General features: G+C 63.8%; 11 protein-coding genes. 2 read left to right on the forward strand and 9 right to left on the reverse strand.

Annotation, left to right across the window (positions count from 1 at the left end):
• Positions 1–81 precede the first annotated feature (81 nt).
• The 9 genes from ONR57_RS10725 to ONR57_RS10765 all read right to left on the reverse strand — a co-directional run bounded on the left by ONR57_RS10725 (position 82) and on the right by ONR57_RS10765 (position 10,375).
• Positions 82–1,218: an aromatic ring-hydroxylating dioxygenase subunit alpha gene (locus ONR57_RS10725; RefSeq protein ID WP_265123332.1), complete on the reverse strand. Its 1,137-nt coding sequence runs from the start codon at positions 1,216–1,218 to the stop codon at positions 82–84.
• A gap of 20 nt (positions 1,219–1,238) precedes the next feature.
• The gene (locus tag ONR57_RS10730; protein ID WP_265123335.1) at positions 1,239–2,120 is read right to left on the reverse strand and encodes a bifunctional methylenetetrahydrofolate dehydrogenase/methenyltetrahydrofolate cyclohydrolase; all 882 of its coding nucleotides are present in this window, start codon (positions 2,118–2,120) and stop codon (positions 1,239–1,241) included.
• 39 nt (positions 2,121–2,159) lie between these two features.
• On the reverse strand, positions 2,160–4,598 hold the full coding sequence (locus ONR57_RS10735; protein ID WP_265123336.1) for an FAD-dependent oxidoreductase: 2,439 nt from the start codon (positions 4,596–4,598) through the stop codon (positions 2,160–2,162).
• Between the two features lie 129 nt (positions 4,599–4,727).
• Positions 4,728–6,104 (reverse strand): folylpolyglutamate synthase/dihydrofolate synthase family protein, encoded by a 1,377-nt coding sequence (locus ONR57_RS10740; RefSeq protein ID WP_265123337.1) that lies wholly within the window; start codon positions 6,102–6,104, stop codon positions 4,728–4,730.
• Entirely contained in the window at positions 6,101–7,012 is a 912-nt protein-coding gene (locus ONR57_RS10745; RefSeq protein WP_265123338.1) for a methylenetetrahydrofolate reductase, read from the reverse strand. The genes ONR57_RS10740 and ONR57_RS10745 overlap by 4 nt, the downstream gene beginning before the upstream one ends.
• Positions 7,009–7,842, reverse strand: a complete 834-nt coding sequence (gene folP / locus ONR57_RS10750; protein WP_374116432.1) for a dihydropteroate synthase — start codon at positions 7,840–7,842, stop codon at positions 7,009–7,011. The genes ONR57_RS10745 and folP overlap by 4 nt, the downstream gene beginning before the upstream one ends.
• Positions 7,843–7,877: 35 nt before the next feature.
• Positions 7,878–8,804, reverse strand: coding sequence for a bifunctional methylenetetrahydrofolate dehydrogenase/methenyltetrahydrofolate cyclohydrolase (locus tag ONR57_RS10755; protein ID WP_265123340.1), 927 nt, complete (start codon positions 8,802–8,804; stop codon positions 7,878–7,880).
• Between the two features lie 33 nt (positions 8,805–8,837).
• Entirely contained in the window at positions 8,838–10,028 is a 1,191-nt protein-coding gene (locus tag ONR57_RS10760; protein ID WP_265123341.1) for an NAD(P)/FAD-dependent oxidoreductase, read from the reverse strand.
• Entirely contained in the window at positions 10,025–10,375 is a 351-nt protein-coding gene (locus ONR57_RS10765) for a bifunctional 3-phenylpropionate/cinnamic acid dioxygenase ferredoxin subunit (RefSeq protein WP_265123342.1), read from the reverse strand. Before ONR57_RS10765 ends, ONR57_RS10760 begins: the two co-directional genes overlap by 4 nt.
• Positions 10,376–10,525: 150 nt before the next feature.
• Between ONR57_RS10765 and ONR57_RS10770 the strand changes: the two genes are divergently transcribed.
• Positions 10,526–11,383 carry an IclR family transcriptional regulator gene (locus ONR57_RS10770; RefSeq protein ID WP_265123344.1) on the forward strand — a complete coding sequence of 286 codons (858 nt, stop codon included), beginning with the start codon at positions 10,526–10,528 and terminating at the stop codon, positions 11,381–11,383.
• Between the two features lie 110 nt (positions 11,384–11,493).
• The gene (locus ONR57_RS10775; RefSeq protein ID WP_265123345.1) at positions 11,494–13,236 is read left to right on the forward strand and encodes a BCCT family transporter; all 1,743 of its coding nucleotides are present in this window, start codon (positions 11,494–11,496) and stop codon (positions 13,234–13,236) included.
• The last annotated feature ends 21 nt before the right edge of the window (positions 13,237–13,257 follow it).

The raw sequence follows: 13,257 nt of genomic DNA on the forward strand, positions 1-13,257 counted from the left end.
GATGCAACTGTGGGTGTCAACTGAAACCCGGGAGAATCCGGGTTTTTGGTTGACACCCACAGATGGATTTGGGCTGGGCCGTCAGGGGTTGCGCGTAAGCGACGAGAGCACCCAGTTGTGGAATTCAGCAAGGTGGTGTTCGCTCGGCACGAGCACGCCACCCTCGGCGTACACCCGCGAGTTAGTCGCAGCTTGGCAGCGCTCGCAGGCGTCGAAGTCTTGCTGGTTGACCCGATGGAACAGTTCGACTGACTTCGAAAGATCCTTACCGCTTGCGATGACCTCTGGCAGGTAGAGCCAGTCACACTCGACGATGGTGTGGTCAGGGGCGAGCGGGAACATGCGGTGGATGATCACGTGGTCCGGCACGAGGTTGATGAAGACCTGGGGACGAACCGTGACGGCATAGTAGCGGCGGTCCTGCTCCTCCGACACTCCCGGGATCCGGTCAAGCCCTTCCGATCCGTCGACGGTGAAGCCCTTGACTTCCTCCCCGAAGAGCGCGCCGTGGCCGACGAAATACTGCGCGGCGAACCCGTCAGCGAATTCTGGCAGGACTTCGGTGAGCTCCGGGTGAATGGTCGCGCAGTGGTAGCACTCCAGGAAGTTCTCAATGATGAGTTTCCAGTTTGCCTTCACGTCATACGTGATGCGCTTGCCCAACTCGAGATTTTCCACTCCGTAGTGCTCGACTGCTTCCACGTCTCCGAGCCGGTTGCGCACGTCGCTGATGACGGTGTCCTCGAATGACGGTGGTTCATCTGCGAGGCACACCCACACGTAACCAAGCCATTCGCGCACATGCACCTTCCGGAGCCCGTACTCGGTCCGGTCAACGTCGGGCATCTTGGTCAGGTTCGGCGCGGCGATGAGCTTGCCCTCAAAGTCGTAGGTCCACGCGTGGTACGGACACTGGAACGAACGCTTCGCTTCGCCGGATTCCTCGGTGCACAGTTTCGCCCCGCGGTGGCGACAGATGTTGAAGAACGCGCGGGGCTCGCCGCGGCGCGAGCGGGTGATCAGGATGCTTTCGCGGCCCACCTGCACGGTGCGGAAAGCGCCTGGCTTCGCTATGTCGGCTGAGCTGACAGCGCAGAACCACATCTGCTCAAAGATGTGCGCCTGCTCTTGGGCAAACAGCTCGGGGTCGGAGTAGGCAGAGCCCGGGAGGGTCGGGAGCAGGCTCTGCGGCAGGGTCTTGTTATCGGTGACAGTCATGCTATTGCTCCTTGCGGAAGTTACACGGACAGGGCTGAGGCAAATACGGGTTCGCTGGCAGCTGCTCGTTCAGCCGACTCGACGACGTTTGTTAGCAGCATCGCTCGCGTCATCGGTCCCACCCCACCAGGCATCGGCGCGATAAAACCAGCCACCTGGCCAGCGTCGGGGTGTACGTCGCCCTCCAGGCCGTTGGCCGTCCGTGTGATACCCACGTCGAGCACAGCAGCTCCCGGCTTGATCATGTCGGGCGTGATCATGTGGCGACGGCCCGCCGCCGCGACGACGATATCGGCACCCCGCACTTCGCTCTCTAGGTCGGTGGTGCCGGTGTGACACAGGGTGACGGTCGCGTTCTCGCTCCGTCTGGTCAGAAGCAGACCAAGTGGTCTGCCGACTGTCACACCCCGGCCGATGACGCATACCCGCGCACCGGCAATTCGAACTCCATAGCGGCGGAGCAGTTCGACGATGCCCCGTGGCGTGCAGGGAAGTGGGCCGGGCATGCCGAGAGCCAGCCGTCCGAGGCTGACCGGGGCCAGGCCGTCGGCATCCTTCGGCGCCGAAATATGCTCCAGCACTTCGTTGCCGTCTAGCCCCCCAGGCAGTGGAAGCTGCACGATGAATCCGTGGCAGCTCGGATCCTCGTTCATGCTGGCGACGGCCGCAAGCACATCCTCGCGGGTGGCGTCCGCCGGAAGGTCAGCACGCAGGGACGCGATACCGACGTCGGCGCAGTCACGGTGTTTTCCCGTGACGTAGGCGGTGCTGCCTGGGTCATTGCCGACCAGCACCGTCCCTAACCCCGGGCGAACCCCGCGCTCGACAAGTGCAGCCACGCGTAGCTTTAAGTCTTCGCGTATGGCTTCTGCGGTCGCCTTGCCGTCGAGGAGCTGGGCCATAGCTCTCCCTCTCATGATCGTGGTCGGACTGATCGAGTGTCAGCCGCGGAGGCGGGTCATCTTCGGATCAAAGAGCGGCTCTGCAGTCACGACAGCGGAGATGCGCTTGCCGAAGTAGCCGATCTCAACTTCGGTGCCGGGCGAGGCGACCTCAAGCGGTAGCCAGGCGTATGCGATGCCCTTACCGATCGTGTAGCCGTATGCGGCGCTGGTGACGTAACCGACCGCGCGGTCACCGGCGAAGACCGGTTCTTTGCCCGCCACGACATCTTCCGGGTTGTCGATCGTCAGGCAGGCGAGCGTGCGAGTCTGGTTCTCCTTGCGGCGAAGCAGCGCGTCGCGGCCGATGAAGTCACCTTTGTCAAGCTTCACCGCGAAGCCCACACCGGCCTCGTACGGGTCGTGCTCAAATGTCATGTCCGTGCCGAAGGAGCGGTAACCCTTCTCCAGGCGAAGGCTATTGAACGCTCCGCGGCCCGCAGCGATGATGCCGTGGTCCTGGCCCGCCTGCCAAATGGTGTCCCACAGGCGCAGACCCAGGTCGGCTGTGGTGTAGAGCTCCCAGCCAAGCTCACCAACGTAGGACAGACGCATCGCGGTGACCGGTACGTTGCCGACGTTGATCTCGGCGGCGCGGAAATACTTCAGCCCGGTGTTGGTGAGGTCGGCGTCTGTAAGCTGGCTAAGTACCTCGCGGGCCTTCGGGCCCCACAGGCCGATGCAGCAGGTGCCCGGCGTGATGTCGGTGACCGCGACCGACCCGTCCTGCGGCAGGAAGCGCTCGAACCAGTCGGTGTCGAGGGCACCGTTGGCACCAACCTGGTACCGGTTCTTGCCGAGACGCGCGATGGTGACATCACTGCGGATACCACCGTCGGCGTTAAGCAGCAGGGTGTACGTGACCGAACCGATGGATTTGTCGATGTTGCCGGTCGTCAGTCGCTGGAGGAACGCGGTAGCGCCAGAGCCCGTGACCATGAGACGTTTCAGCGCGGTCATGTCGTACATGGCGACACCCTCGCGGGTCGCCTGCGCCTCGGCACCGGCTATCGGCGACCAGTACCGCGCGGCCCAGTCGTTCGGCTGCGGAACCTGGTAATGCTCCAGCAGGCCCTTGTTCGCGTCGTACCAGTGCGGGCGCTCCCAGCCGGTAGCCGGCAGGAAGAATGCGTCGAGTTCCTGCTGACGCAGGTAGAACGGCGAGGTGCGGATCGCGCGCGGCGAATCCATCGGCTGGAGCGGGTGGAGAATGTCGTAGACCTCGACGAAGTTCTGGCAATCGCGCTCAAGCACATACTCGGGGACGAGCTGGAAGTCCTCGAAGCGGTTCACGTCGCACTCGTGCAGGTCGAAGCTCTCGCAGTAGCCGTTGGCCAGCCACTCCGCCATAGCGCGTCCGACACCCGCTGAGTGCGTCACCCACACGGCCTCGGCAACCCAGAAGCCTGAGACGTCCTTCGACTCGCCAAGCAATGGCATACCGTCGGTCGTGAAGGAGAAGACGCCGTTGATGCCTTCCTCAATCTTCGCCTCCGCGGTCTGCGGGAGCAGCAGATTCGTCTCCTCCCAAGCTGGCTCGAAGTCCTCGGGGGTGAACTCGAGCACGGACGGCATCACCTCGGCCTCCTCAACGGGGAGCAGGTCGTGTGCATCGATCGGCATCGGACGGTGGCCGTAGTAACCGACGGCGAGCTGATCGTAACGATCGCGGTAGTAGAGGTCCGCGTCCTGGTGACGCAGGACTGGGCGCACCGCTTCCTCGGTTTGACCGGCCAGCGCCGGGACGGTTCCCGTCCATGCCAACTGGTGTGCAAGCGGGGTGAGGGGCAGGTACACGCCGGCTAGCGCCGCGACCTTGGGCCCCCAGATACCGGCGCAGCAAACAACGATGTCTGCGGGAATCTCACCGTGGTTGGTGACGACTCCGACGACCTTTCCATCCTCAACCGTGATGTCGGTGACCTCGTGCCGCGGAAGCAGTCGCACTCCGCGGCTCTTCGCGCGCTCAATCTGGGCTTCGACGGCCGCGAGGGCCTTAGCCAGGCCGTCGGTCGGGCAGTGGAGCCCGCCCAGAATCCGGTCGCGGTCGAGCAGCGGGTGCAGTTCGACGCACCGGTCAGCGTCCACTACCTCGGCCTCAACACCCCACGAGGTGAGCCAGCCGTGGCGGCGATGGACCTCCGCCATGCGCTCCGGTGTCGTAGCGACCTCGAGACCGCCAACCTGGATGAAGCACGATTCGCCCTGGTGCTCGAGCGCGACGAACTTCTCGACGGTGTACCGCGCGAGGTCAGTCATCGCCTTAGAGCCGTTGGCCTGGAACACCACGCCTGGAGCGTGGGAGGTGGATCCACCAGTGGCAGGGAAGTCACCCTGATCCACAACAACGATGTCCGTCCAGCCCAGGGCCGACAGCTCATCAGCGATTGCTGCCCCCACGACTCCGGCGCCGATTATTACTGTCCGTCGCCCCACCATTGCAGTCCTCCTGTTGCGCATATTGCACGTCGTTGCGTTAACGGCAACAATGCCGTGTCTTAGAGTTCGGCGTCAAGAGGAAAATCGGGGATTTCCGAAGAGTTCTCGAACGACACCGCAGCGAGCCCTTTACGGGCTCAGATCTGTACTTTCGGCAGACGGCGCCGGCGCTGGCACCACCCGCATCGCATCGCCGACCGTGACCACAGATCCGGTGACGAGAACGAGGGCACTTTGCACGCAACCATGGCGGGCTGGTGCGGCAAACCTCTTCGCCAGCCCTATCGCCGTCTCCACGGTCGGTGCCAGATGGACACGCTGCGCCCCGAAGACCTGCCGCGCGAACCACGCGAGGTCTGCGGGGGAAAGGCTCCGCGGGCTTGAGTTGCGGGTACACACGATGACGTCGACAGCGGGCTCGAGCGCTCGCAGCATTCCCTCCACGTGCTTATCAGCCATGGCAGCGACGACAGCGAACGTCCGGCACGGCGAACCTTCACGAAGCGTCGCGGCCAATGCACGGGCGCCGTGCGGGTTATGTGCCGCGTCCAGAATCACGGTGGGGGTACCAGGACGCACGTCAAATCTGCCCGGCGATGTCACGCGCGCAAGCGCGGACCTGACCGCGTGGGTATCGAGCGCGTGACCCAGCACAAGCTCGGCTGCGGCGACCGCGCATGCCGCATTCTCGGCCTGGTGCTGGCCACGCAATGTCAGCAGCACATCGCTGTAAGTATCGTGCAGTCCGCGAACGGTGATGCGCTGGCCATTATCGACAACCTGACGCTCGTGCAGGAAAAAATCCTCTTCCGCGACGAAAATCCTGGCGCCGACCGCGGCAGCGCGGGCTTTGAGCACACGTGCTACCTCCGGGGACTGGCGCGCGCTCACCGCCACTCCGCCAGGTTTGATGATGCCTGCCTTCTCGCTGGCGATAGCAGCGGTCGTCGTGCCGAGGTACTCGGTGTGGTCAAGTGCGACGGGAAGTATGAGAGCAACATCGGCGTCGATGACGTTAGTCGCGTCCCATTGTCCACCCATGCCGACCTCGACAACAGCAACGTCAATGGCGGCCTCCCGGAATGCTTGGTAGGCCATCGCGACTGTCATTTCGAAAAACGAAAGTTTATCCGGTAATGCCGCATCTAGTTGCCGAGCCGACTCCGTTACCGCGGTGTACGCGGACACAAAACCGGGCACATCGATGACCTGTTCACCGATGGTTATGCGCTCCGTGATACTCGTCAGATGCGGGCTTGTGAACCGTCCCGTGTGCGCACCTGATTCGGCCAGGATCGCCTCGACCAGCCGTGCTGTGCTCGTCTTGCCGTTGGTGCCGGTGAGATGCACACAGCGGTAATCGCGCTGCGGCACTCCTAAGAGTTCCATCGCCTTAGTAATGCGGTCCAGCGATGGTTCCGCTGCCACGTGCGGCCCTCGGGCGAAAAGCTGCCGCTCGACGTACGCGATAGAGAGAACGTCGTTGGCTGCCCGCTGGTTGCTCATACCGTGTCCAAACCTGGAGTTGAGTTACTGAAACCGCGCGCATGGCGGTCGTCGTCGTGACGCCCCAGTTGGGCGAGCTGGTCGCGGCGCCAGCACTCAGTTTCTGCCACTTGATTGAAGGTGAATAAGTGCAGACCACTGACTCCTGCATCCGAGCGCCCGATCGTCGCGGCGGTGCGGCCCAGGAAACGTATCGGATCGTACGCTCCAGGCGTCGCGATGCGGGCGAAAAGGCCACCGTTTTTCGTGAGGAAGCTGGCTGACTCACCCACACCGATTTTCGCGGCCATTCCGGCGAGTTTCGCGCGCGAGACCGCACCTGGCAGACCGATCAGTATCGGAAGGTGGATACCGCGGTTGCGGACACGGTTCACCCAGGCAGCCAGTACGCGTGGATCGAACGTCATGTTGCTCACGATCTGGGTGGCATACCTGCGCTTATCCCACATCGCCTGAATCGTCATGTCGTCGTGAATACTCGGATGCGACTCTGGATAGCCAGTGATTCCAACCTCGGAAAACGGATGGCCCGACAGCGCAAGGTCTTCGAGTAGCTGCAGAGCGCTGTGGTAGACACCGGTCTGCGAGGCGGCATCGCCCGCCGGTACGAACACCTTCTCAATGCCCGCACAGTGCAGCCGTGCGGTGATGTCCGCCAGTTCAGCCGGGTGTGCGATCATGCGCGCCGCAAGATGAGGAATGACGTCGAAACCCCGCGCAGCGAGTTGCTCGGATACGCGGAACGTTGCTTCGAGACCTTTTTTCGGTGACGCGGTCACCGTGACGGTGGCTCCAGCCGGCAAGCTAGCCGCCACTTCGTCGACCACCGCAGCGGCCGGATAGATCTCATAGCGGACGTGACTGAGGAGTGTCCGAACCACGTCAGAGCGCGACCGCCGGCGCATCATCGGCCCCCGTCGGCGTGCAGGCGCTCGGCCACACGAACGGCGGCGGCGGCGGGCGCTACCGCGTGCACGCGCACACCCCAGGCACCCGCCGCGGCGGCGAGTGCAGCGACCGCGTTCGAGGCCTCGTCGCGGTCAATCGGGCTGGCCGGATTACGTGCGCCGTAATCGACACATTCAGCCAAGAATCGCTTGCGAGACGCCCCAATAAGGAGGGGAAACCCCAATCGGCGCAGGTCCGGCAGGGCGGCAAGCAGCGACCAGCTCTGCTCAGCTGTCTTCGCGAATCCCAGGCCCGGATCCAGCACGATGTTCTCAGCCAGCACTCCGGCCGCGAGTGCTGCGTCAACACGTCTCGCAAGTTCATCGCACACATCCGCGACGACGTCGTCATACACGGCATGCCGCTGCATGACCGCCGCATGGGCACGCCAGTGCATCAACACACAGGTGGTCCCCGAATCCGCGAGGAGCGGCAGCATGGAGGGGTCTGCAAGCCCGCCCGAAACGTCGTTGACGATGTCGGCACCAGCTTCAAGTGCACTTGCGGCGACGTCCGCACGCATGGTGTCCACGGAGACCGTAATACCGGCCTCGCTGAGCGCACCGATCACCGGGATCACCCGGCGCATCTCCTCCTCTGCATCTACCCGAACAGCGCCAGGACGGGTGGACTCGCCACCCACGTCGATGACGTCAGCACCCTGCCTGGCGAGCCCGAGGCCCTTTGCGATCGCTGCGTCACTTGCCACGCACCAGCCACCGTCGGAGAACGAATCTGGTGTCACGTTAAGAATGCCGAGCACCTTGCACCGGCTCAGCCCAGGGGATATGTGAGGCGGGGCCGTGTACCCGACAAGCGGGGCCGTCAACGGAGGACCTCGCCTAATGCGACCGGGCTTCGGTGCGCACCGTCTGAAGCGGGAATCGCCGCGGCGGCCGCCGGCCGGCTCGACTCAGCGATTTCAACGATGTTTGTCAGCAACATGGCGCGCGTCATGGGGCCTACACCACCAGTTGCGGGGCTCACCTTGCCTGCTACTGCGTCGACCTCAGGGTGAACGTCACCGAGAATTCCCTCGATGGTGCGTGTAACCCCCACCGAAAGCACCGTTGCACCAGGCCGGACCCAGCCCGGCTTGACGAGATGCGCGACTCCTGCCGCGGCGACGACGACATCCGAGGCCAGAGTGTGCGCTGCAATGTCGACGGTGGCCTCGTGGCACAGCGTGACTGTGGCGTGCTCGGTTGGACGGGTGAGCATGAGCCCAAGCGGCCGCCCCACCGTTAGGCCACAGCCGATCACGCAGAACCGCTGGCCAGTTATCGCGACGTCGTGCTGGCGAAGGAGTTCGATGATGCCGCGCGGCGTGCACGGGAGCGGGCCGGGGATGCCCAGGACAAGCTTCCCGAGGTTGGCAGGGTGCAGACCGTCGGCATCTTTCGCGGGGTCTACCAGTTGCAGTACCCGGTGCGTATCGATGTGCGCAGGCAGCGGCAGCTGAACGATGAAGCCCGTGCACGCCGGGTCTTCGTTGAGGTAGCGGACAGCGGCCTCAATCTCAGCCTGCGAAGCCGACGCGGGGAGCTCGAGGCGCTTCGACTCAATACCCACGGCTGCGCAGTCACGATGCTTACCAGCGACGTAAGAGCGGCTGCCTGGGTCGTCTCCGACCAGGATCGTGCCCAGACCGGGCCGTATACCTTCAGCTTTCAGGGCCGCAACACGGCCGGCAAGCTGCGCCTTGAGGTCAGCGGCGACCTTACGTCCATCAATCCTGTTAGCGGTGGCCATCGGTTCGCCTTTCCACAACGTGAGGGGCCCGAATCAGGCGTGTGCGGTCGAGTTGAGCTGTCGGCGCCACCGTCCGAAGGCACGTGCCTGGTTCAGGCCTACGACGCCAACGGGGGCGTCACCGCGCCGGTACACAGCCAGCAGATTGCGGTCCTCAAACGAGCCCTGCTCGATGGTCACCGAATCGGCTTCTGCGGCGTGGCCGGCGAACTGTATCCGGACTCCGTATTGGTCTGACCAGAAGTACGGGACATTGACCCGGCGGTCTTCCTCGTTCACGGTTCCGTGGTCGCCACCGCGCAAGAGGGCTGCGACAGCGATCGCGGGGCGCTCCATTGCTCCTGACCAATGCTCCACGCGGTGCGCTCGCCCGAGGCGAAGGTCGTACCACGCGGCACAATCGCCGACCGCGACAACGCCTGGGACGCTGGAACGTCCCTGGTGGTCACATAAGACGCCATTTCCCAGCGCCACGCCGGAGCCTGATAGCCATTCGGTATTCGGAATGGCGCCAATACCCGCAACGACGACGTCAGCGGGCAGCAGCGTGCCGTCGGCGAGTTCCACACCTTCGACGCGCTCATGTCCGGTGAGCCGGTTCACGCCCGCAGAGCAGCGGAGTGACACGCCGTGTGCGCGGTGCAGTTCGCTGACGATGGCACCAATCTCGCACCCAAGTGGACCCGAAAGGGGTGAGGCCATCGCCTCGACGACGGTCACGTCGAGGCCGAGCGCTTTCGCCGTTGCAGCGACCTCCCCGCCGATGAACCCCGCACCGATGATGACGAGCTTGGCCCCGGGGAGCAGGTCCGCGCGCAGCGCGATGGCGTCGTCAATTGTGCGCAGCACATGGACTCCAGCCATCCCCGCGTTCGCGGCGGGGGCGGGAAGTTTGCGTGCGCGAGCCCCGGTCGCGATGACGATGCCATCGCTGACAACCCGTGTCCCGTCGGCGAGGACAATCTCACGTGCGCTGGTATCCAGCGAAACCGCTGGCGAACCGAGCAGCCATCGTGCCTGAAGGTCGTCCTCAGCGGACTCGAGGTGAAGGACGTCGTCGCCGATTTTCCCGGAAAGAAACTCCTTCGACAGTGGCGGCCGGTCGTACGGCCCGCGCAGCTCGTCACCGATCACGGTGAGCTCGCCGTCAAATCCCTGCGCACGAAGCGCCTGAGCAGCGTAAAGCCCCGCAAGCGAGGCACCGACAATCGTGACCGACTTCATGAGTTCGGCCCAAAGGTAACGCCGGGCGGGAGGTTGGGCTCTGCTTGCGACAATTCGACCCAGATGTGGTCGTCGTCGATGCGCACGGTGTGGGTGCGAACCGGGAGCTTGGCTGGCGGCGCGTCGACCTTACCAGTGCGAAGGTCGAACTTCGAGGCGTGCAGCGGGCACTCGATTTCGCAGCCCTCGAGCCAGCCATCGGCGAGCGATGCGTCCTGGTGCGTGCATGTGTCATCGAGGGCGAAGATTTCACCGCCCTCGGTGTGAAAGACCGCGATGGGTGGCTCCACGTCAACGCGGAGTGCTTCTCCTGGTGGGAGTGCGGACAGGGGACAGACTCGAATCATGGATGCCACCTTGGTGCGTATGACACAACAGCAATCGTATTGCGCAACAGTTTGCGCAGCGGCAGCCCGCCGTGTCAAGAGGTGGGGGCTCAACGGCTTTCGCCACGCCGCAGGACGGCACTCAAGGACGCCAACAGGTACCGTTGCGTCATGGGCAACGAGGCGCAAGAAATCACAGGCAGGGCGGGCAAACGGGCCGCCGACAGCCCGGGAGGGGTGCAATCCGTCGACCGGGCGATCGGAATTCTCGAGATCCTCGCCCGTGAAGGCGAGGCGGGAGTGACCGAGGTTGCCAACGAAATCGGCGTGCACAAATCAACGGCATTTCGGCTGCTCGCCGCACTCGAGGAGCGCGACCTGGTGGAACAGGGCGCGGACCGGGGCAAATACCGCCTCGCGTTCGGCATCCTCCGGTTAGCGAGCGCGATCCCCAACCGCATCGACATGGCACAGCAGTCGCAGGCGATCGTCGAGGCGCTCGCGGCTCAGCTCGACGAGACAATCAACCTCGCGGTAGTCCGGGAACACTATGCGGTTAACGTGCAGCAAGCACGCAGCTCCGCAGCGGTCGCCAGTCAGAACTGGGTCGGCCAGCTCACACCACTGCACGCGACCTCGAGCGGAAAAATTCTTCTCGCATACATGAGCGCCGAGCAGCGGGACTCGATTCTCGACAAAACCGGACTTCCTTCGCTGACCAAGCACACCACGACCTCACGGCAAGCCCTCCTCGAGGAGCTGGCTCTCGTGCGGAAATCAGGCTTCGCCACAGCACTAGAGGAGCTCGAGGCCGGGCTTAACGCTGCGGCAGTGCCCGTTCGGGATCACACCGGCGCCGTGGTCGGCGCTTTGAGCGCGTCCGGGCCTGCATTCCGCTTCGACATGGAGCGGATCTCGGCCACGGAAGCGGACCTGCGCCTCGCAGGCGAGCGAATCAGCCACCGCATGGGCTGGTTAGGCAGCGCCGCACCCACCGGCGATGGCCTGACGGGCGAGGCGACGATGTAAACGCGCCAAGTCGCAATTGTTTCATTTAGCGCATTCTGTTGCGGATTGCGCAACATAGCTCTACGGTCGAAGAACCCTGGCACGTGAAACCACTGAAGGGATTCTTCTTAATGACGACCACCCCGGAGAAACCGCAGCGTTTGGACCGGCTGGAACGCTGGACTGAGGCGCCCATTGTGGACGACGCTGGCGTTTCGGAACCTCCCGCGGACGAGCCGGACTTCCTGCAGGAACCGCCCCCGCGCCCGCCGTTCGGCAGGCTGATACCGGCACCGCGCGTCTTCTATCCGTCGGCCGGCCTACTGATATTTTTCGTCGCAATCACCGCGTTCTTCCCCGAGCAGGTGGGCGATCTGATCGGGCGCGCGAACACCAATGTGGTCCAGGAACTTGCCTGGTGGTACATCGCCGTGGTTGCGGGGTTTATCTTCTTCTGCATCTGGATCGCCGCCTCGCATATGGGCAGCATTGTTCTCGGTAAGGACGGCGATGCGCCGGAGTTCTCCCGGGTCTCCTGGTTCGCGATGCTCTTCGCCGCTGGTATGGGAATTGGCCTCGTGTTCTGGGGCGTTGCCGAGCCACTGAGCCACTTCGCCGCTACCCCACCCGGCATGCCCAGTGCAGATGCCGCCGATCGCGCCCGGTCCGCAATGAACACCACCTTCCTCCATTGGGGTCTGCACGCCTGGGCTATTTACGCCGTGGTTGGCCTTGCTGTTGCCTACTCGGTGCACCGTTGCGGCAACCCGATATCGCTGCGCTGGACGCTGCGGCCACTCCTTGGCGATCGAGTTAAGGGCTTCTGGGGTGATGTCATCGACGTCATCGCTGTTCTCGGCACGCTGTTCGGTATCGCCACGTCGCTCGGACTCGGCGTCAGCCAGATCGGCGCCGGACTCGGCTATCTCCGAGTGATCGACCAGCCCACCACCTGGCTGCTGGCTGTGCTCATCATCTGCATCACCGCCATCGCTGTCGTCTCCGTCGTGACCGGCATCGACAAGGGGATGAAGTGGCTGTCAAACATCAACATGGGGCTGGCAGCCGTCCTCCTCTCCATCATCCTGGTGCTCGGGCCAACAGTCTTCATCCTGAGCGACCTGACCACCCAGATCGGCTCCTACGTCCAGAACTTCTTCCAGCTTTCGTTCAACGGGATGCCGTTTGAGCAAGACGGCAAGGAGTGGCTGGGCTGGTGGACAACGTTCTATTGGGGATGGTGGATGAGCTGGGCACCCTTCGTTGGCGTCTTCATCGCCCGGATCTCCAAGGGCCGCACGGTCCGGGAGTTCATCGTGGGCGTCCTTCTCGTGCCTACCCTGCTGACGTTCACCTGGTTCTCTGTGCTCGGTGGCACGGCCCTTTATCAGGAGACCTTCGGCAACGGAGGCCTGATCACCGCAGACGGCTCAGTTGACCCGTCGACCGCACTCTTCGAGCTACTCAGCATCGCCGCTCCTTCGATCGCCGTGCTGCTGAGTGTTGTGGCCATTGCTCTCGTCGTGATCTTCTTCGTCACCAGCGCAGATTCTGGTTCGCTGGTGGTCGCGATGCTCGCCTCTGGAGGTGATCCCAATCCTCCGGCCTGGGTGCGCGCCTTCTGGGCGTCACTCATGGGCGCCATCGCTGCCGCACTCCTGATCGCCGGCTCTGCCGTCGCTGGCGACGGCAATCCACTCGCCGCACTTCAGACGATGGCTATTCTCCTCGCGCTCCCCTTCAGCATCGTGATGGTGCTGATGTGCGCCGCCACCGCCAAGACACTGCTGTCCGAGGACCGCTACCGGCTGCGCAAGCAACGCGCATGGCTCGCCGAACAGGTCGCGCAGGAAATCGACAACAGCCGGGGCTGACGCCCCCTTCACCTCAGTTGG

The sequence above is a fragment of the Hoyosella sp. YIM 151337 genome, from assembly GCF_026041215.1.
Taxonomy (GTDB): Bacteria; Actinomycetota; Actinomycetes; order Mycobacteriales; family Mycobacteriaceae; genus Hoyosella.

Bases quoted from the DNA above. Each gene is read 5' to 3' on its own strand.
- ONR57_RS10725 (WP_265123332.1), bottom strand. From the start codon at position 1,218: ATGACTGTCACCGATAACAAGACCCTGCCGCAGAGCCTGCTCCCGACC.
- ONR57_RS10730 (WP_265123335.1), bottom strand. From the start codon at position 2,120: ATGGCCCAGCTCCTCGACGGCAAGGCGACCGCAGAAGCCATACGCGAA.
- ONR57_RS10735 (WP_265123336.1), bottom strand. From the start codon at position 4,598: ATGGTGGGGCGACGGACAGTAATAATCGGCGCCGGAGTCGTGGGGGCA.
- ONR57_RS10740 (WP_265123337.1), bottom strand. From the start codon at position 6,104: ATGAGCAACCAGCGGGCAGCCAACGACGTTCTCTCTATCGCGTACGTC.
- ONR57_RS10745 (WP_265123338.1), bottom strand. From the start codon at position 7,012: ATGATGCGCCGGCGGTCGCGCTCTGACGTGGTTCGGACACTCCTCAGT.
- ONR57_RS10755 (WP_265123340.1), bottom strand. From the start codon at position 8,804: ATGGCCACCGCTAACAGGATTGATGGACGTAAGGTCGCCGCTGACCTC.
- ONR57_RS10760 (WP_265123341.1), bottom strand. From the start codon at position 10,028: ATGAAGTCGGTCACGATTGTCGGTGCCTCGCTTGCGGGGCTTTACGCT.
- ONR57_RS10765 (WP_265123342.1), bottom strand. From the start codon at position 10,375: ATGATTCGAGTCTGTCCCCTGTCCGCACTCCCACCAGGAGAAGCACTC.
- ONR57_RS10770 (WP_265123344.1), top strand. From the start codon at position 10,526: ATGGGCAACGAGGCGCAAGAAATCACAGGCAGGGCGGGCAAACGGGCC.
- ONR57_RS10775 (WP_265123345.1), top strand. From the start codon at position 11,494: ATGACGACCACCCCGGAGAAACCGCAGCGTTTGGACCGGCTGGAACGC.